Consider the following 19,380-nt stretch of genomic DNA (forward strand, 5'->3'; position numbering starts at 1 on the left):
CGTGCTCTATGCACGGCTTATTTGTTTTTAAAGCGGCGGTATTAAGGAAAATTAATAAAGCCGGCAAACTCACCATTTTGGGAAAAGAGGAATCGAGATGTCAAATATCGTAAAAGTGATTGGTCGCGAAATTATGGATTCGCGTGGTAACCCAACTGTAGAAGCTGATGTTCATTTAGCTGACGGTTCTTGGGGACGCGCTGCAGCACCTTCAGGTGCATCAACAGGTACTCGCGAAGCACTTGAATTACGTGATGGTGATAAAGCACGTTACTTAGGTAAAGGTGTTTTAAAAGCGGTTGGTTTTATCAATAATGAAATCTCTGCTGCTTTAGAAGGTCAAAACGCATTAGAACAACAGACTGTTGACCAAGTAATGCTAGATTTAGACGGCACTGAGAATAAAGAAAAATTAGGTGCTAATGCAATTCTAGCAGTATCACTTGCTACAGCAAAAGCTGCTGCTCAATCTAAAAAAGTAGAGCTTTATGAGCACATTGCTGATCTAAACGGCACGCCTGGTGTGTACTCTATGCCATTACCAATGATGAACATCATCAATGGTGGTGAGCATGCTGACAACTCAGTAGATATTCAAGAGTTTATGGTTCAACCTGTTGGCGCGGCTAACTTCCGTGAAGCACTACGCATGGGTGCTGAAGTATTCCACAGCCTTGCAAAAGTACTTAAATCAGAAGGCCACTCAACTTCTGTAGGTGACGAAGGTGGTTTTGCACCTAACCTTGCTTCAAATGAAGCCGCCCTTGCTGCGATTAAAGTCGCTGTAGCAAACGCAGGTTACGAGCTAGGTAAAGACATTACATTAGCCTTAGACTGTGCTGCCTCTGAGTTCTACGACAAAGAAGCAAATATCTATGACCTGAAAGGCGAAGGAAAAAAATTCACATCAGAAGAATTTAACCACTTCTTAAAAGATCTTACTGAGCAATACCCAATTGTATCAATTGAAGATGGTCTAGATGAGTCTGATTGGGACGGCTTTGCACACCAAACACAATTAATTGGTGACAAAGTTCAGTTAGTTGGTGATGACTTGTTCGTTACAAACACTAAAATCTTAAAGCGTGGTATTGATAACGGTATTGCTAACTCTATCTTAATCAAATTTAACCAAATTGGTTCACTAACTGAAACGTTAGCAGCAATCAAAATGGCTAAAGATGCTGGCTTTACAGTGGTTATCTCTCATCGTTCTGGTGAAACAGAAGACGCCACTATCGCTGATTTAGCAGTAGGTACCGCAGCGGGTCAAATTAAAACGGGTTCACTGAGCCGTTCTGACCGTGTTGCTAAGTACAACCAATTGCTTCGCATTGAAGAGCAATTAGGCGCTAAAGCACCTTACAACGGACTTAAAGAAGTTAAAGGTCAGTAATGCTTTAGCATCTGATTTAAACTTTTAAAAAATCCTCGCTAATGCGGGGATTTTTTTTTGAACAATAGCGATATATATTTTATACGATGCTAGTACCTTTTTTAAATTATGAATAAAACACTGCATAATACCAACCCGCAATAATACTTAATCATTTTGTGGGGCTAGACGTGCCGCTACCTGCGTTAAAAAATTCTCATTAAAACAGAAAAGTAGCGATTTTTTGCCTTGCTAAAAATACGTTTTTCTAACCTCAAAATAGACCACTTAATTAATCGTATTGGTATAACCAGATTTCTGGTTAAGAGATGTATTGATTTTTAAAAATAAATTTTATCCTAATTTGCAAGAATAAGGTTATATATTAAGGCAGTTATCTTTTTTGTTAATGAAGGTGAATAGGTAGTTGTTAGCTATACGTTTTTTATGTAAATTACACGCTGGATTAAGCTAAGCTGAATGCGAAGCTTGCGGTATGTAATTAGGAAAATTAGAATGAAAAAATTAATAATGACTTTTTTAGCTGTGCTATTAGTTGGTTGTGGCACAACGCCGCAGCCCACAGTTAAGTTAGAGGCAAACCACTTTAATAATAAAGAGAGAAAGGTTGGTTTATATTTTCAGCGAGGCGAAAAAGCGACAACACATATATACGGCGCGAGTTGTTTATTATGTTATGGCGTAGCTTCTGCTTTAACTAGCTCTTTGGATAAGCATTTAGAAAGCCTACCAACTGACGATATTGAGCATTTAAAAAGTGTTATTGAGGAAGGTTTTAAGCAAAGGTCGAATTATGTACTTGCGCTTGATGATGAAAAGTTAATCGATAAATTACCAAAATTTAAGGGAGAGCTTGGCTTTGCTAAAAAGGATTTTCGTGGTTTGAAAGAGAAGCATGGCATCGATGTATTAGTTGTTGCTAATTTTCATAGTTTTGGTGCATACCGAAGTTTTAGTAGCTACGTACCGAATGGTGATCCTCAAGGGTACTTAAAGGGCTTAGTATATACAGTCGATTTAGATACGAATAAGTATCTTCAATATCAAAGCGTAGATGAGAAAGTACAACCTGAAGGTGTGTGGGATGAGCCCGATCAATTCCCAGGCGTAACGACGTCATACTACCAAGCAATCGAAAATGTAAAAACATTGATTCGTAATAATATTTAATTCTCCTTATACCGTGGCTATTGCCACGGTTATATAGGTTTTGTCAAAGGGAGTAATTATGAAAACTATTTTGCCATTAGTGTTGGGTTTATTTTTGCTTGGGTGTAATTCTACCCCTTTGAGAGACGATTACACTCAATATGTAAATGGACAAGATACAGCAATAAAATCAGAGGATTTTAGATTTACGTTTGTAAATAGCCAAGAATTTGATATCAGAGGTGTATACATTAAAGACAGCTCAATAGAGGGGTCTAATGTAATGTATTCTGGGGCCGCGGGAATTGCAGGGATGATGGCGCAAATAGCTGCTCATGCAGCAGCTTCATCAGCTTTGCAAGATGGTAAGTTAGCGCAACAACAACTTAAAGCTAATGAGGCTGTTGCAGAATTTATTACTCTTACAAATGGGTTTAAAAATGAAGATTTTATCGGTGAACATGAGCCATATTATAGCGATAAACTTAACCATAACACACTATATATAAAGCCTATCTTTTTTATTAATGAGAATATGAATCAAGTTGCGGTGAAGGCTCAAGTGTGGATTAACGATAAAAAGACTAAAAGTCGTAAGCCTTTATTCAAGTATAGAAACTTAATAAGTATCACCTCTAAAATTATTACTAAAGAGCAGCGTGATAGTATCTTTGCCGGTGGCGCTGAAGAACTTCAAAGTAAGTTTGCATATTTACTTGGTGGTGTTATTGAGTTAGCGAAGTCAGAGCTCGCTTTTGAATTTAAAAGTAATAAACAGAAAATCGCTTCTCATGTAATTAACATTAACGGTAAAAATAAACTTATCAGAGCAAAAGTAGTGGAAAGAAATTGTCAATTTACGACATTTAAAAATACTCGAAACTGGCTACTTCGCTACGCAAATGAATCAATTCAAAATGCGCAGCCGTGTGAGTTGGAGGCTAGTTAAGTTATCCTGACTTGTATTTATAGTTATAAGCTAAATTGATTTCTTAGTATCTCGCCAGTAAAGTTGGTTTTTAAATAAAAGCCACGGGGCAGGGTTTTTATTAATTTACCATTAGGGCCAATTGCGTCGGTCACGATCCGACTATTGGCTGCTTTGGGTCTTATTTGCATTACATCGCCTAAATGCCCTGATATTTCATCGACGCGACCTAATGCGATAAGCTCCATCTGTTCTTCCCAATCTCGTTGTAATTGTGCATCTTGCTGGGCACTTGGTTGCCACAGAAAACCACTACCTATTACTCTATCAAATGGAACAACATCGCGCTCACCTAAGATAGGCAGCCATAAAACATGGTTTAGTTTTTGGCGCACATGGCTTTGTTGCCAAGTCATTCCTGTAACATTGAGTAAAGGAGTGACGGATACAAACGTGGTTTCAAGGGGTTTACCTTTAAAAGAAATCGGCAGTGTTTTTAGTTCTACCCCCAACTCTTCAAAATCAGGTGTCGGCTTCGAACCGGCCGTTGCACCCAAAACATATTCAATCAGTTGACCTGTCCAGCCCTTTTCTCGTAATAAATCATCTGGAGTTTTAAATTGATACTGTTGTGCTAATTGGCCTAATGTCATGCCTGCGATGTCATTTACACGTTGCATTAATTCATTGATTGACTGAGGTTTTACAGCTCGCATAAGAGAAATATTCTATTGTTTCAATTCACATAACATGATAGCAAAATTGATTGTGAGTGGATATCTATGTGTTTGGGTGTTTTTTGCCCAAGCCTTGGTGGGTAACTTTTTTACAGCTTCGACGCTAAATGTTTTATTCTTAAGTTTATGATTATTATGTTTTTTGTATAATTTATTAGATTCAAATGCAGTGCGTATCAAAAGCTAACGAGGATAAATACAGATATATGAACAATGTTATCCACAGAATCTGTGGAAAAAGCATTTTATTAGATCGCCTATTGTGGATTTGTTTGCAAAACAACCTGTATAAACTAAAGTTATGCACAAGCTGTGAGTAAGGTGAGCAAAATAGCTGAAGTATTACCCATATTTATTATAAATAACGTAGCACTAGGATGTTCGGTTAATAATTGCACTTCATTGGCCCTTAAATCTATACCTGTAGTGTGCTTGGTTATAATAGTGTTTGCCGTATTGCAGCTAATGTGGAACAATCATTAAAAATCGACTTACAAATGAGGCACTAAGGTGATTGATGCCGAAGGTTTTCGTGCCAATGTCGGAATTGTAATTTGCAATAATCAGGGACAAGTTTTTTGGGCTCGACGCTATGGTCAGCATTCGTGGCAGTTTCCGCAAGGTGGTGTTGACAGTGGCGAAAGCGCAGAACAAACAATGTACCGTGAATTACACGAAGAAGTAGGCTTGCGCCCAGAAGATGTAGAAATTGTTGCAAGTTCTAAACATTGGTTACGCTATAAATTACCCAAACGTTTAATCCGCCGCGATTCAAGTCCGGTGTGTATTGGGCAAAAACAAAAATGGTTTTTACTGAAACTTCGTTGTAAAGATGAAGAAGTAGACTTACTTAAAACACATCACCCGGAGTTCGACGATTGGCGCTGGGTAAGTTATTGGTATCCGGTTAGGCAAGTTGTATCGTTTAAACGCGATGTATATCGTCGCGTCATGAAAGAGTTTGCACCATTTGCGATGCCTTTTAATAAGCGTGAACAATCAAAAGATTCATGGCGACACAAAGGTAGATAAGGAAAGCTATGCTGGCAACACTTAGGGCTATTGCAGAGTCTGTTTCGCAACAGGCGTGTTTGGACAGTGCATTAGCGTGTTTTGTGAACATGGTCAAAGACGCCATGCAAACTGAGTGTTGCTCAATTTACTTTGCAGATTACAGCCAAGACAATTTTGTATTAATGGCAACTCAGGGATTAAATCCCACAGCTGTTGGTACGTTTAGGATTGGTTTTACTGAAGGCCTTGTTGGTTTAGTTGCACAGCGAGAAGAACCCATAAACATTGCCTATGCAAAATCACACCCGCGCTTTAAATCCTCCCCAGAAGTAAACGAAGAAAGCTATAATGCTTTTTTATCGGTTCCTGTTGTTCATCAAAAAAAAGTGTTGGGTGTAATCGTTGTTCAGCAAAAAGTTGCGCGTGTATTTAGCCAAGATGAAGAGTCATTTTTAATCACATTATCTGCTCAGCTAGCGTCTCAGCTTGCACATGCAGAAATAAAAGAAGTGTTGCGTCAAGATGAGTCATCTCATCAAACCTCAGTATTAAAAGGTGTGTCGAGCGCCCCAGGGATTGCGATAGGCCAAGCGTTTGTTGTCATCCCCAAACTTGATTTTACATCTATTGAGCTGAAAAAGGATGCTAATCAGGCACTGCAACAACGCTTGTTTAGCCAAGCCGTTTCAGCAACTCGACACGAATTTAATACCCTATCAACGACACTTAGTGACTCGATACCCAAAGAGGCTTTGGCTGTATTTGATGTATACCAGCAGCTGCTTGATGCAAAGAGTTTAGGGCAAAATGTTGAAACGCAATTGCAACAAGGTTGGTGCGCTAAAAGCTCACTTAAAATTGTAATTGAAAAATTAATTGCACAGTTCAATGCAATGCAAGACCCCTACATTAAAGAGCGTGCTGTTGATGTAAAAGATATTGGTTTACGAGTGCTTCACCACTTGGTCAAGACCGAACATGCGGTCAAGCCTTATCCAAAAGACACCGTTCTCATTGCAAATACCGTAACACCCGCCATGTTAGCGGAAGTGCCAAAGGGGCACTTAGTGGGTGTAGTCAGTGTGAATGGCTCAGCAAACTGCCATGCCTCAATTTTGACTCGGGCTATGGGGATCCCAGCAATTTGGGGTATAGAAGACGTTCCTTTACTGCAATTCGATGGTAAAAAAATGATATTAGACGCTTACTCTGGGCGTCTATATATTTCTCCCTCGCAAATCTTGCAAGATGAATATCTACAACTGAAATACCAAGAAACAATCCTCAATGATAAGTTTATTGCTGAGCAAGCTTGCGAAGCTGTTACCTTAGATGGGCAGCAAATTAGTTTGTTACTCAATGCAGGTTTGGACCTTAATACCGAAAGTGTCAGCACAGTACTTTGCGATGGTGTAGGTTTATACCGTACAGAAGCATGGTTTATGCAAAAAGGTCAATTTCCTTCACAGGTAGATCAAGAAAACTGGTATCGACAGGTATTGGAAAGTTATCATCCTGCGCCAGTTGTAATGCGCACGTTGGACATTGGTGGTGATAAGGTTTTAGATTACTTTGATATTACAGAAGACAACCCATTTTTAGGTTGGCGAGGGATTCGCGTCACGCTAGATCATCCAGAATTATTTTTAGATCAATTAAAGGCGATGATTAAAGCAAATATGGGCCTGGGCAATCTAAAAATTATGCTACCAATGATTAGCGGCACAGAAGAAGTGGATGAATCACTGGCTTTATTATCGCAAGCATATTTTGAGTTAGAAGAGCAGCACCCAGATAAAGTAATTGAGCGCCCTGAAGTAGGCGTAATGCTAGAAGTACCCTCAAGTGTGTTTATGCTACCTGAATGGTCTAAAAAAGTTGATTTTTGCTCGGTGGGCAGTAACGACTTAACGCAATACTTACTGGCAGTTGATCGTTCAAATGCGCGGGTCGCAGATTTATTCAACCCATATCACCCTGGCGTTTTACGTGTGCTACAAAAAGTAGCCCAAGAGTGCCAACACTACGACTTATCTTTAAGTTTATGTGGCGAGCTTGGCGGCGACCCAGAAGGCGCAATTTTACTAATTGCGATGGGATATAGACAACTTAGTATGAATCACTTTTCTATCAGTAAAGTAAAGTGGGTGCTCAGACGCTTAAAAATGAGTGATATGGAAGTATTATTGGCCGAGTGTTTAGCCCAATCTACTGCAAAACAAGTATTGCGTTTAACACGCAATTTTATGATTGAACACAAACTAGGTAAGCTTTTTTATACCCCAAGCCATGGTTGATAAAACGGTTAATTTAAGCTGTGATCCTAAGATATAATGGATTAGTATATGCATATAACAATTTATTTATAAGAGCGTGCTATGCATGATTTAGTTATATTGATCGCAAGCTGTGCAGTACTAGGGAGTATTGTCGGGTTTTTAGCAGGTTTACTTGGCATAGGCGGTGGCTTGATCATCGTGCCCGTGCTCAGTAGTTTACTGGTAAAGTTTGATGTAGCAGATGCAGATCACGTGCTTGTTATTGCAATTGCCACTTCTTTGGCCTCAATCTTATTTACGTCGACATCCTCAGCTTTAGCACACCATAAAAATAATAATGTACCGTGGGAAATAGCACCTTGGGTTATGAGCGGTGTTGGGGTAGGCGCTTTGTTTAGTGGCTTTGCAGCGAGTTTTATTCCAGAACAATTATTACGGGCAGTATTTGCAACGAGTGTCGTATTTATTGCTGCTCGTATGGTGCTATCAACACGTAAACAAGCACCCAGTGTTAAAGCGATGCCTAAAGGGCCCGTTATTGGTGCTTTTAGCGCGATAATGGGCGGTTTGTCAGGCTTAATTGGTATTGGTGGTGGCGCGTTAATTGTTCCCTTGCTGAATTATTTTTCAGTTGATATTAAAAAAGCAATCGGCTGTGCTGCCGCGTGTGGTATTGTTATTGCTTTGTTTGGTTCGGTTGGCTATATATCGGCTGGCTGGAAGGTGACTGACTTAGCACATGGCTTTGTTGGATTTGTATATTTACCCGCATTGTTAGGGATTGTTATAACCTCTTGGTTTATGGCGCCTATTGGTGCAAAAGCGACTCATTATTTACCCGTTGCAACGATAAAGAAAGCGTTTGCAGTATTATTGGTTATCATCGCACTTCAAATGGTGTTTAGTTAAGGTTTAATTTTTATGGCTCTAGAATTTCCACAAATAGATCCGGTTATATTTTCGGTCGGTCCACTAAGCGTACGTTGGTACGGGTTAATGTATTTAATAGGGTTTGCTTTTGCCATGTGGTGGGCAAATCGCCAAGCAGCTAAACCCAACTCAGGTTGGTCAAAAGACGAAGTCAGCGACTTACTTTTTTATGGCATGCTGGGGGTGATATTAGGTGGGCGCGTAGGGTATGTGCTGTTTTATCAGTTTAGCTACTTTTTAGAAAACCCATTTTATTTATTTAGAATAGATCAAGGCGGCATGTCATTTCATGGCGGTACATTAGGTGTTATCACCGCAATTTGTATTTTCGCATGGACTCGTAAAAAGCAACTTCTCGCTGTAGGTGATTTTGTGGCACCGCTTGTACCGGTAGGCTTATTAGCTGGGCGTATTGGTAACTTTATAAACGGTGAACTGTGGGGGCGAACCACTGACGTACCATGGGCTGTTGTATTCCCGTCGGGTGGACCACTTGCCCGTCACCCCTCGCAACTTTATGAGGCATTTTTTGAAGGCTTAGTGCTGTTTATTATTTTATATGTATTCACTAAAAAGCCGCGTCCAGCGGGCAGTGTGGGCGGCTTATTTTTATTAGGTTACGGTGTATTCCGTTTTGCCATCGAATACTTTAGAGAGCCAGATGCACATTTAGGCTTGTTTGGCGGTTTTATCTCAATGGGGCAAATTTTATCGTTACCGATGGTTATTGGTGGCTTAGGTTTGATAATATGGGCGTACAAAAAGCCGCAACCGTCAGCTGCTAGTAAAGCTTAAAAAGAGCGAATAATGAAACAATATTTAGAGTTATGTCAGCGCATTGTTGATGAAGGAGTTTGGGTTGAAAATAAACGTACAGGAACACGTTGTTTAACCGTAATAAATGCAGATCTTGAGTACGATGTAGCTAACAATAAGTTCCCAATGATCACAACCCGCAAAAGCTACTATAAAGCGGCAATTGCTGAGCTGCTAGGTTACCTTCGCGGTTACAGCAGTGCAGCACAGTTTCGTGAAATTGGTTGTGTGACGTGGGATGCCAATGCCAATGAAAATCAAGCATGGCTTAATAACCCTAATCGACAAGGTGAAGACGACATGGGGCGGGTATACGGCGTTCAAGGTCGACACTGGCAACGCCCCGATGGTACACCGTTAGATCAGCTTAAAAAAGTAATTGATAACCTAACAAATGGGGTCGATGACAGAGGTGAAATTATCACGTTTTACAACCCTGGTGAGTTTGACCTAGGTTGCTTACGCCCATGTATGCACACTCATACATTCTCACTGTTAGGCGATACGTTATCTTTAACATCATACCAACGCAGTTGTGACGTACCACTTGGTTTGAATTTCAATCAAATACAGTGTTTTGTATTGCTTGCCTTAGTGGCGCAAATTACCGGCCACAAACCGGGTAAGGCATACCATAAAATTGTAAATGCGCATATCTATGAAAACCAGCTAGAATTAATGCGTGATGTTCAATTAAAGCGTGAGCCATTTGAGTCACCTCAGTTGCGTATCAATCCTGCAATTAAAACATTAGAAGACATTGAAACATGGGTCACAAGAGATGACTTTGAAGTCATTGGCTACCAATGCCATGACGCGATTAAATACCCTTTTTCAGTGTAGGACAAATAATACCCATTTAAGGAGAATCAAATGAAAGCTGTTATACCAGTTGCGGGCCTAGGAACGAGAATGTTACCTGCAACCAAAGCAATACCGAAAGAAATGCTGCCAGTTGTAGATCGACCATTAATTCAGTATGTGGTTAGCGAAGCCATTGCTGCAGGAATCAAAGAAATTGTATTAGTTACTCACTCTAGTAAGAACTCAATAGAAAACCACTTTGATACCAGTTTTGAATTAGAAGCCACGCTTGAAAAGCGGGTAAAGCGGCAATTATTGGCCGAGGTGCAATCGATTTGCCCGAAAGACGTAACCATCATTCATGTTCGCCAAGGTGAAGCAAAAGGCTTAGGCCATGCGATTAACTGCGCAGCACCGATTATTGGTGACGAGCCATTTGTGGTTATTTTGCCAGATGTGATTATTGACGATCATGAAAGCAATCTCAAAAAAGACAACTTAGCTGAAATGATCACACATTTTGAGCAAACGGGTGAAAGCCAAATTATGGTTGAGCCAGTGCCTATGCAAGATGTTGATAAGTTTGGTGTTGTCGATATTGGTGACGAAAATATAACACAAGGCCAAAGTGCTGCTATTGCTAACATGGTTGAAAAGCCACCGGTTGAAACTGCACCATCAAACCTTGCGGTGGTTGGACGCTATGTTTTAAGTAAAAATATTTGGCCATTACTCGCAAAAACGCCTGCTGGTGCAGGTGATGAAATCCAATTAACCGACGCCATTGCCATGTTAATGGAAAAAGAGCCTGTGGCAGCTTACGCCATTAAAGGGCGCAGTCATGATTGTGGCAGTAAATTAGGCTACTTAAAAGCAACTATCGAATTTGCCCTACGCAGAGATGAGTTTAAAACTGATTTATCACAGTTTATTAAAGGCTTAGTAAAATAGGCAATAAACCAATGAATTATAAAAAGTGCCTAAATGGCACTTTTTTATTTTATAAACATAACGATTAAACACATAAGCTGGCATTTACTTTGCTTAATTACCGTATTACTTTTTAACTAAAGCGCAAAAAATGCATATTACACTTCGAATTTGGCTTACTTTGATGTTAGCAGTGCTGATGGCCGGTTGCGCCATGAATGAAAGTCACGAGGTTGATGATTCATCATCACTTATCTCTGATCAGCAAGTTAAAGAATATGTTGCACAGTGGCAGCAACAACAAGGCAGTATTAATCGACTTGCAAGTATGGAAAATGATCTAAAACTTCTGATTATGGCGTTGTCGTCAAATTCTCAATTAGCACAAGGTCCGTCAGAACTTCGTTCAGAGCGGGTGGATGTGCTCCATGGTAATCAGGCCACTCAAACGGATAAAAGTAATGTGGTTGGTGAATCTATATACCAAACAAAGTCGGATTCCCTTGCAGGTGCTCAGCTAGGACTTTATTTGAGACCAGAGCTGGTTAAGTTGCAAATAGTGAGATTACACCGAGAATACCCTCATGCGTTTAAGCAGCTCGACTTTTTAATGACTCAGCGAGAGAACAAAGGCGTTACGCTTTTTGGCTTACGCGTAGGCCCTTTTCAAGATTATACAGAAGCTAATACTTTTTGCTTAATTGCAAAAAATATGGGACAAAAGTGTTTAAGTGCGCCATTTGTCGGCCAACCTATATGAATAAAGTACGCTTTATCTTTTGTTTCAGTAATTAAGCGTAAAGTATTTGTCCTAACTGTCGATAATAATTATGATAGGGACAACATAGGGTAATGTCCCGTCTTTTATAAGGATTTAGTATGAAATTATCTTCTACTTTACTAGCAGTAGCCGTCGCTGCAAGTTCTTTTGGTGTTTATGCTACAAGCGAGAGTTTTAGTGCAACGGTTAAAGTACAAAATACAGTTGTTTTGACCAAAGGTAATGATTTAGATTTTGGTATTATTCGTGCGGTTGCAGATCCAACAGGCGCTAACCAAGCAACCTTAGTTATTGATCCAGATCCAGATGCAAGTCCTGTATCGTCAAGAACTGATAACTCACCCGCTATTATTTCTATCATAGGGCAAGGTTCACCCGCTTCTTTTACTGTATCAGATGTCGTACCTAATGCTCGCTTAACAATCACAGATCCAACAGCGACAGTACTCGATTCTGATGGCCAGGGTTTAAATGAGCCAAACTTCACTGTTGGCAGTTGGACATATTTTATTACCAGTGGTCCAAATGCTAACACACCTTATACATCAGGAAACCCAAACTTAACAGCTGATGCAGATGGGAGTGTTGAGTTTAATATTGGTGCAACTCTCTCTACCGCTGGGATTGCTTCTAGTGAAGCATACCGCGATACTGATTACACTGGTAACTTCCAGATTGAAGTTGCTTATTAATTTAGGCCGCTGAGTTTATTATGCGCTTGTGCACTATATTGAGCTTGTATTTAGCGTTATGCCCGCTATTAGTTAAATCAGCCAGTATAGAGCAGCAAGCGCTTGATTTTGGCACTTTAGTTGTTTTACAAAGTGAACAGTTCGGCTCTGTAATAATTAAAGATGACGGCACCATAAATACCACCGGTGATATTTATATTATTAGGGAGGGTCATCCGGCAGAGCTTATATTAACGGGTATTCCAACAGGCACCCGTGTAACAATGAATTTAGTCGCGCCTGTTACCCTTCAACACGATACGCAAGGCAGCAGTAGCGCCGATTTTAAAGTGAGTTTAAATGGCTTTCCAAAGTACGGATTTGGCGATGAATTCGGCGAAGTTCGTGTACTGATTGGTGGCAAGCTTGAAATAAACACAAGCACTAAACAATTTTCAGATGGTAACTACTCATCTTCTACAAATCTTGAAATTTCCGTGGACTACTAAGGATTAAAATGTTCAACAAGTTAACGTTTATGTTGGTTTTCAGTTTTTTATTTTTAAGTCAAAGCGCAATTGCAGACCTGCTAATTTCTCCAACCCGTATTAGTTTTGATGAACGCCAGCGTACCGCTAAAGTAAGCGTAATTAATACAAGTAAAGAATATAAAACATACCGAGTAATTTGGAGTGAAAAGCAATCTACACCAACTGGCGGCTATGTAACTCTGTCTGAAGCGACTGACACAAGTTTAAGCCCAATGACAAGGCTATCGCCAAAGCAAATGAGGTTAGCGCCCGGTGAAAAGCAAACTGTTAAAGTTGCACTTAGAAAGCCTAAAGGTTTGGCTCCTGGCGAGTACCGTTCTCACTTACTGTTTCAAGCGTTACCTAACGAAAACACCAAAATTAATAGCTCGATAAAAATTAATATGATCATGAGTTACAGTATTCCTGTGGTTCTGCGTGAAAGTGCAGAAGTACCCGAGGTAACTATTGAACATGCAAAAGTTATTAAAAACCCAGATAATCAGCGCATGCAGTTTAAATTAAAAGTTAACCGCAATACTGGGTTTAGTAGTTATGGAAAGTTAAGCGCATACTTTAAAAGCGATACAAATAGTTCTGCAGAGAAAGTAGCTGAAATTGGTAATTTAAGTATTTATTCAGATGTAGACAGTGCCGATGTTACCCTAAGCTTGTTTAGTGATAAAGCCATTACACAACCAGGTGTTGTAGAATTTAAATACACAGGGGCAGATGAATACGCAGATGTGACCTTTGCTGAGCATACATTGCCTATAACAACTAACATGTTGCTATTATAAGCGTGAATGAAAGCACATAATAAGGTAAGCAGATTATTACTTTGGCTATCATTATGCCTAAGTATTAGCGTATCAGGTAAAACGGCGCCAACAGCGAATGATGCGCTCGATACGCTGCAACTAATTCAAAGCAAACTTGCAACAGCTAACCTTCAAGTCACACCTCAAACACCGGTTTTAGTTGAGCCGCAGCAGCGAATTGCAACCGGTGAGTTTTTACTGTTTTCACTTTATTTAAATGGCCATTACTTGGGTGAGGTTTTTGCGCTCAAAAGTGAAAAAAACGTGCAGTTGGGTTTATCAGGGTTTGCAGATATCCTTCAATTTGCAATAGATATAGATTTACCAACAAGCTCAGCAAAAGGCTGGTACGCCAATCAACAAACATTTGAATTGTCTGATAACACATTAATTACAGATCATGGTGTTTTGCAGCTAGCTGATACCGATATTAGTATTGATGATGATATTTACATTGAAATTGACGTTTTAAACTATGCATTTGGTATTGCCTTTAATGTCGATTATGCTGATTTGGAAGTATACCTAAGCACAGATGAACCACTCCCGCTCGAGCTTCAGCGTCAGCGAAAGGGGAGAACCCTTAATCCAACAAAGCAAAAGTCACAACCGACACTGCCTTGGAAAGCCAGTCCTTATCAAGCTATTTCAGCGCCCGTGGCTGACTTGCAATTAAATTACAGTGCCGATAAAAACCAAAATAGAACACGATATTCATTATTAGGCGCACAAGACTTTGCCTATTTATCAGCAGAGTACTTTTTATCTGGTCGCGAAGGTGATTTATTAACAGACTCACGTTTAACTTTTACTAGGCAAGATTCACAAAGCAACTTACTCGGTGTTTTAGGCGCTAGTGAAGTTGAATTTGGCGACGTTATCGCAACTCAAGTAGGGAGTCGTTATAACAGCCAGTATGGGCGTGGCTTTAAGTTTTCTAATCGTGATCTTAACCAGCAATTTGATAACAATCGTATTAATTTAAGTGGCGCCATTCAGTTAGGGTGGGATGCTGAGCTTTATCGCAACGGAGTATTAATTGCGCAGCAACTTAGTTTAGCAGATGGGCGTTATGCTTTTGAAAATGTAGATTTATATTATGGCGAAAATAATTTTGAGTTGATATTTTATGGCCCTCAAGGACAAGTTGAGCGTAAAACTGAATACTATTTTGTTGATGGTAATCAATTAGATAAAGGTGAAGGGTTTTACGAACTGTCTGTGTCAGAGCAAGGAAAACAGTTACTCGGTAACAGCAACTTTAATAATACAGGTTGGCAAGTTGCTGGGCGGTTTGAGCAAGGAATTACTGATAACGTCTCTATTTATACAGCTGCATTGGGGCAAAAAAGAGCAGATGACGACTTGCAACACGTTGCCATTGGTGCAAACCTAAGCGTGTTTAATAGGCTCTTATTGAACCTAGATTATGAGCAAAACAACCAAAATGAAAAAGAGCTTGAGTTAACAGCACGAAGCCAAGTTGCAGAACAATCTTTACTCTTTAGAGCTACTAACCGAACTGACGAAACAAATCAGGAATATGATAGCTACCAAATAAATATGGCTGGCGAATTAATGCAGAGCGATTTTGGCCGATTAAATTATCAGAACAACCTTCTTTATCAGCAATCGGATAGTCAGGGAATATATAAACAAGTACAAAACCGTTTAAATTATGCCTTCTCAGGCCTTTCACTAAGCAATCAGCTGCAATGGCAAGACACTAATAACCATGAATTTGTTGATGGCACATCGCGCTTACAAGGTCGCTTTGGCCGTATTTATAGCCGTTTTGGCATTGATTACACCTTATCGCCTGTAAGCGAAATTACCAGTTATGAAGCCGAGTTTAACCGTAGCATTAGCAGTCAGTTACAAGCCGAATTAACACTACGAGATTCGCGAATCAATGACCTGCAATCAGCAGATTTAGGCTTAACATGGCAAAGCGATAAGTTTAGTGTGACGAGTAACTTTAATTACGACAGTGAAGAAAATTGGCAGTTTGGTGTTTATAGTCGCTTTAGTTTAGGGATGGATGCGCAAAACAATAACTATTTTGTTTCAAAACAGAGCCTAACGACTACAGGTACATTAATGTTACGCGTTTTTATTGACGATAATAACAACGGTGTAATGGATGAGAACGAACAAGGGGTTGTTGGTGTAAAAGTAAAAGGGCTACAAAACTACCGCCAAGCGATTACAGATGAGCGGGGAATAGCCTTACTTACCTCAATGCCAGCAAACCGTACAACAGATATTGTGCTTGATAAAGACAGCTTCCCAGATCCATTTTTAGTACCAGCCCACGATGGCTTTTCAATCACTCCACGAGCAGGCTTTATTGAATATATGGATTACCCATTAAATAATGCGAGTGAAATTGAGGGAGTGGTTTATCAGCAAAAAGGCCAGCACAGTGAGGTTAAACCCTATGCAGATATAGTGTTATTGGACAAACAAGGCAAGCAAGTAGCACAAACACAAGCGGCCTACGACGGGTATTATTTATTTACAGATTTAAGGCCCGGTGAATATAAAGCAGTGATAAGTCAAAATTATAAAAATAAAAAGTCGCTAAAAGAAACGCAAAACATTGCTGTAAATTTATCACCGCAAGGTGATGTCGTTATGGGTGTTGATTTTGTTTTGACCGAAAAAGTGAAGCATTCAGGGTATATTTCGCATGCTGGCAGTTTTTCATCTTTGGCGATGTTGAAAACGTATTTTCAATTAATTAAGCAGCACTTAGAGCCAAAAGCGCTCAGAGAGGCATTTTATCTAAAAGACAATGAGCGCTATATTTTAGCCTTTGGTTACTCAATAATTGAAGATAATGATTTGCAAAACACGTGTGTAGCATTAAAAAGTAAAGGTTTAAAATGCACTGTTCAAGCTCAAAAAATATAACCTATTAGTAAAAAAGGATTTATCAATGGCGCCACATGGCACAGTAAAAAACACGCTTATTATATTGCTGGTATGTTTAACCGCTTTTGGTTGCAGTACTACACATTCTAGTAACAACAGCCAAGCTACAAATGACGAACAGGTCTCTATTTCCGCAGCAGAGTTAGCGCAATTAAAGGCTTCTGCATCACAATGGCAACAAGCAAAACCAGGAATAGAACGACTACTGCTAATTGAGCAAGATTTAAAACTTTTAATCTCACAGCTTAACGCGGTGGTGGAACAAAAAACGACTCAGCCAAATACACAGGCTACACCTGTTAAAAAGCCAAAACCAGCTGTTGAGTATCAGCCAACACCACAGCCATTATTTGCACTTCAAGTGGCATCAGTTACTGAGCGAATGAGGCTAAGTAAAACGGTCGAAGAACTAAAATTAAAAGCCCCTGAGTTATTTGCCGGGGAACTTATCGCAAATGTAGAACCAGTTAAGGTAAACGGCACGACCTATTACCGATTGAAACTTGGTGCATATCAGTATCAAAAAAACGCCAGTTTAGAGTGTGAAAAACTTAAACAACATAAAATAAACTGTTTAGTAAGCCATTATACAGCGCAGCCTTTTAAGTAGGCATAATTATTGCTTTGATACTGCTATGCTCATAGAGGATGGCAAATATGCGCCTGTTAATACTTTTATTGTCACTGAGTCTAACCGCTTGTAGTTTGACCAGTGAGCCCGTAAAAAAGACGAATACTCAAGTTGAAAAAGCGACTATGGCGTCTTTTACTGTGGATCAATACGTTCGCGATTTAAGCACGCAGCTTAGTCATAAAAATGGTTCATTTAAAAGCTCGTCACGTATTGCTATAACAAGCTTTTTTTTAGCTGACGCCCTAGAAACAGGCCTTGCGCAAGGACAAGGTCATGGTCTGAGCCAGCAAATTCAAGAAAGCCTAATCACGCAACTAACGCAGCTTGGCTATAATATAATTGAGTACCGTTTAGAAAATAATTTAAATTTGTCAGCATCGGCAGATAGCATGCTCAGCAGAGACATTGCAAAATTAAATCAACGCCAGAATATTGACTATGTCATCACTGGTACATTAACGCGGCAACAACATGCCTACATCATCAATGCACGCATGGTGAACGCACAAAGCAATGTCATCACCTCAGCAGCAAGTACTGAAATCCCCATAAATGTGATGTGGAGCGATGAAAAAATTCAGCAACGCGGTGGTTTTATTTACCGCAGTGAATATTAATTAGGAGCCCTTATGAAACGCTTATTACTAACCCTATGTTTACCGCTGGGCTTCGGTTGTTCGCAAATGATGAATAACACCAGCAGCGCAGAAAATAACACCACACCACAGCTTGCCATGGAGCGAAGTGTTGCTGAGCCTGGTCAGAATAGTGGCGTGTTCCAAAATAAAGCTGTAATGAATGACAGCAGTCAACTGGGCGTCGCTACACGCAAAAATATTAACCACTATGTTCGCGGTATCATGCAAGACATGGCTGAAAACCTGCAATATGTGAATACACGAACGCCATTAGCTGTATCGAGCTTTATTTATTTAGACGATGAATACAATGATGGAACGTTACTTGGCAATCAAATAGCCGAAAGCTTTATGCACGAACTGCACAGTTTTGGCGTACCCGTTATCGATTTTAAAACCACCGATTTCATGCGCGTTACACCAAACGGCGATTTTGTATTCAGCCGAGATTATTTAGAACTCAGCCCAGATCAAAACTTTAACTATGTATTAGCAGGCACCATGGTGAATCACCAAGGCGGCGTATTAATAAATGCACGTATAGTTGGGTTAACCAGCAAAGCTGTTGTTGGCTCTGCGCAGGGGTTTATACCTCAATCTGTGGTGGATGCATTAGATAGCAGTTATCGCACTGACGGTATTATGCTAAAACAAGCGAATGAGTGAGAGTAACTATGACTTATATAACTAAGTGTGCAGCCATATTAAGTGTTAGCTTAGCTGTCTCGTTTGTTGCAGGGTGCAGCATGGTAGAAACGCAATCGGTCGATAGTGCGCCAGAGCCCACCCCGAGTTATGATTTAAGTCAATTGATACATCAAGCACACATGCAACAAGAGCAACGCTATCAAAGCTCAACGCAGTTCGCACCGAGTAAACATAATAAAACGCTGGTTAATTATGTTGAACAAATGGCGTTAGACTTAGTCGATACCATGCAATTAGAGCAAGATATCTCGATTGCAGTGACTTCTTTTGTTGATTTAGATAACAGTCTGACTAAAAGCAGCCAGCTTGGTAACCAGCTCTCAGAAAGCTTTATTCACCAGCTACAACAATTTGGTTATGGCATTGTTGATTTTAAAACAACCGATCAAATTTTAGTGAACCAACGCGGTGACTTTGTGTTCTCACGCGAAGTAGAGAACTTAGCCAACAAGCGTGTTGCAAGCCATGTGCTATCTGGCACTTTAATCTACCGTAGTAGTGGCGTAGAAGTTAATACGCGGATTATTGATGTGCAAAGTAAGCGGGTAGTGGCAAGTAGCCAAAAGCTATTACCTTATTACGTATTAAAAAACGACGATATTAACTTAACCTGAACTCTGGTTAAGAGATGTACTAAAGTATTGATATTAAATCATAAATATATTTATTAGTCTCCA

Annotated in this window: 19 protein-coding genes; 18 read left to right on the forward strand and 1 reads right to left on the reverse strand. The window is 39.9% G+C overall.

All coding sequences use genetic code 11. The features are described 5' to 3' along the window. Nucleotides 1–97 precede the first annotated feature (97 nt). From eno to C7Y70_RS14965, 3 genes are all read left to right on the forward strand, one after another. Nucleotides 98–1,396: a phosphopyruvate hydratase gene (gene eno, locus C7Y70_RS14955; protein WP_099297274.1), complete on the forward strand. Its 1,299-nt coding sequence runs from the start codon at nucleotides 98–100 to the stop codon at nucleotides 1,394–1,396. 495 nt (nucleotides 1,397–1,891) lie between these two features. Next, on the forward strand, nucleotides 1,892–2,566 hold the full coding sequence (locus C7Y70_RS14960) for a hypothetical protein (protein WP_135475536.1): 675 nt from the start codon (nucleotides 1,892–1,894) through the stop codon (nucleotides 2,564–2,566). 58 nt (nucleotides 2,567–2,624) lie between these two features. Further along, complete coding sequence (locus C7Y70_RS14965; RefSeq protein ID WP_135475538.1) at nucleotides 2,625–3,494, forward strand: hypothetical protein; 870 nt, start codon at nucleotides 2,625–2,627, stop codon at nucleotides 3,492–3,494. A gap of 23 nt (nucleotides 3,495–3,517) precedes the next feature. On the opposite strand, the gene mutH is transcribed toward C7Y70_RS14965, so the two are convergent. Then, nucleotides 3,518–4,189 (reverse strand): DNA mismatch repair endonuclease MutH, encoded by a 672-nt coding sequence (gene mutH, locus C7Y70_RS14970; RefSeq protein WP_135475540.1) that lies wholly within the window; start codon nucleotides 4,187–4,189, stop codon nucleotides 3,518–3,520. A 531-nt stretch (nucleotides 4,190–4,720) separates the two neighbouring features. On the opposite strand from mutH, the gene rppH reads away from it, so the two are divergent. The 15 genes from rppH to C7Y70_RS15045 all read left to right on the forward strand — a co-directional run bounded on the left by rppH (nucleotide 4,721) and on the right by C7Y70_RS15045 (nucleotide 19,317). Beyond that, nucleotides 4,721–5,242 (forward strand): RNA pyrophosphohydrolase, encoded by a 522-nt coding sequence (gene rppH / locus C7Y70_RS14975; RefSeq protein ID WP_099297272.1) that lies wholly within the window; start codon nucleotides 4,721–4,723, stop codon nucleotides 5,240–5,242. 8 nt (nucleotides 5,243–5,250) lie between these two features. Next, entirely contained in the window at nucleotides 5,251–7,521 is a 2,271-nt protein-coding gene (ptsP, locus tag C7Y70_RS14980; protein WP_135475542.1) for a phosphoenolpyruvate--protein phosphotransferase, read from the forward strand. A gap of 81 nt (nucleotides 7,522–7,602) precedes the next feature. Beyond that, nucleotides 7,603–8,412, forward strand: a complete 810-nt coding sequence (locus tag C7Y70_RS14985; protein WP_135475544.1) for a sulfite exporter TauE/SafE family protein — start codon at nucleotides 7,603–7,605, stop codon at nucleotides 8,410–8,412. Between the two features lie 12 nt (nucleotides 8,413–8,424). After that, nucleotides 8,425–9,228, forward strand: a complete 804-nt coding sequence (gene lgt / locus C7Y70_RS14990) for a prolipoprotein diacylglyceryl transferase (RefSeq protein WP_099297268.1) — start codon at nucleotides 8,425–8,427, stop codon at nucleotides 9,226–9,228. Nucleotides 9,229–9,240: 12 nt separating this feature from the next. After that, a complete protein-coding gene (locus tag C7Y70_RS14995) occupies nucleotides 9,241–10,092 on the forward strand; it encodes a thymidylate synthase (RefSeq protein ID WP_135475546.1) in 852 nt (283 codons plus the stop codon). Between the two features lie 30 nt (nucleotides 10,093–10,122). Continuing rightward, nucleotides 10,123–11,004 carry a UTP--glucose-1-phosphate uridylyltransferase GalU gene (galU, locus tag C7Y70_RS15000; RefSeq protein WP_099297260.1) on the forward strand — a complete coding sequence of 294 codons (882 nt, stop codon included), beginning with the start codon at nucleotides 10,123–10,125 and terminating at the stop codon, nucleotides 11,002–11,004. Between the two features lie 130 nt (nucleotides 11,005–11,134). Beyond that, nucleotides 11,135–11,743 (forward strand): SPOR domain-containing protein, encoded by a 609-nt coding sequence (locus C7Y70_RS15005; RefSeq protein ID WP_135475548.1) that lies wholly within the window; start codon nucleotides 11,135–11,137, stop codon nucleotides 11,741–11,743. A gap of 119 nt (nucleotides 11,744–11,862) precedes the next feature. Further along, nucleotides 11,863–12,456 (forward strand): DUF4402 domain-containing protein, encoded by a 594-nt coding sequence (locus tag C7Y70_RS15010; protein WP_099297252.1) that lies wholly within the window; start codon nucleotides 11,863–11,865, stop codon nucleotides 12,454–12,456. A gap of 20 nt (nucleotides 12,457–12,476) precedes the next feature. After that, nucleotides 12,477–12,944, forward strand: coding sequence for a DUF4402 domain-containing protein (locus C7Y70_RS15015; RefSeq protein WP_135475550.1), 468 nt, complete (start codon nucleotides 12,477–12,479; stop codon nucleotides 12,942–12,944). A gap of 8 nt (nucleotides 12,945–12,952) precedes the next feature. Further along, a complete protein-coding gene (locus tag C7Y70_RS15020; RefSeq protein ID WP_135475552.1) occupies nucleotides 12,953–13,765 on the forward strand; it encodes a fimbria/pilus periplasmic chaperone in 813 nt (270 codons plus the stop codon). A 6-nt stretch (nucleotides 13,766–13,771) separates the two neighbouring features. Next, nucleotides 13,772–16,702 (forward strand): MSCRAMM family adhesin SdrC, encoded by a 2,931-nt coding sequence (locus tag C7Y70_RS15025; RefSeq protein ID WP_245321542.1) that lies wholly within the window; start codon nucleotides 13,772–13,774, stop codon nucleotides 16,700–16,702. A gap of 25 nt (nucleotides 16,703–16,727) precedes the next feature. Further along, nucleotides 16,728–17,333 carry an SPOR domain-containing protein gene (locus tag C7Y70_RS15030; RefSeq protein ID WP_135475554.1) on the forward strand — a complete coding sequence of 202 codons (606 nt, stop codon included), beginning with the start codon at nucleotides 16,728–16,730 and terminating at the stop codon, nucleotides 17,331–17,333. 47 nt (nucleotides 17,334–17,380) lie between these two features. Continuing rightward, nucleotides 17,381–17,974 (forward strand): FlgO family outer membrane protein, encoded by a 594-nt coding sequence (locus C7Y70_RS15035; RefSeq protein ID WP_099297235.1) that lies wholly within the window; start codon nucleotides 17,381–17,383, stop codon nucleotides 17,972–17,974. 12 nt (nucleotides 17,975–17,986) lie between these two features. Continuing rightward, nucleotides 17,987–18,661 (forward strand): FlgO family outer membrane protein, encoded by a 675-nt coding sequence (locus C7Y70_RS15040; RefSeq protein ID WP_135475556.1) that lies wholly within the window; start codon nucleotides 17,987–17,989, stop codon nucleotides 18,659–18,661. A gap of 8 nt (nucleotides 18,662–18,669) precedes the next feature. Next, complete coding sequence (locus C7Y70_RS15045; protein WP_135475558.1) at nucleotides 18,670–19,317, forward strand: FlgO family outer membrane protein; 648 nt, start codon at nucleotides 18,670–18,672, stop codon at nucleotides 19,315–19,317. The last annotated feature ends 63 nt before the right edge of the window (nucleotides 19,318–19,380 follow it).

The organism is Pseudoalteromonas sp. KS88, from assembly GCF_004766475.1.
Classification (GTDB): Bacteria; Pseudomonadota; Gammaproteobacteria; order Enterobacterales; family Alteromonadaceae; genus Pseudoalteromonas.